The organism is Actinomadura sp. NBRC 104425 (assembly GCF_030269545.1).
GTDB lineage: Bacteria > Actinomycetota > Actinomycetes > Streptosporangiales > Streptosporangiaceae > Spirillospora > Spirillospora keratinilytica.
Map to the genome: position 1 here is coordinate 1 of NZ_BSTN01000114.1, position 442 is coordinate 442.

General features: G+C 69.9%; 1 protein-coding gene. It reads left to right on the top strand.

The features are described 5' to 3' along the window. A partial coding sequence (locus QSK22_RS33350) for a transposase (RefSeq protein ID WP_502872403.1) occupies positions 1-431 on the top strand: 431 nt, incomplete at its 5' end. Between the last annotated feature and the right edge of the window lie 11 nt (positions 432-442).

A 442-nucleotide genomic window follows, 5' to 3' on the forward strand; every position in this document is an offset into this window, starting at 1 on the left:
TGTCGGTGGTGCTGACGGCAGGGCATCGCGGGGACAGCCCGCAGTTCGTGCCGGTGCTGGAGCAGGTCAGCGTGTCGCGCGGCGGGCCCGGGCGCCCCAGGACGAGGCCGGAGCGGGTGCTGGCCGACAAGGCGTACTCGGCCAGGGCCAACCGTGCCTACCTGCGCCGCCGTCGGATCAAGGCCACCATCCCGGTCAAGGCCGACCAGCAGGCGCACCGTAAGGCCAAGGGTTCGGCCGGAGGACGGCCGCCGGTGTTCGACCCGGCCGCCTACCGGCTGCGCCACGCCGTGGAATGCGGCATCAACCTGCTCAAACAACACCGCGCGGTCGCCACCCGCTACGACAAGCTCGCCGTCCGCTACGAAGCCACCATCCACATCGCCGTGATCGACATCTGGCTCCGCGCCCTCACCAAGACCACTTTCTAAACACGGCCTAG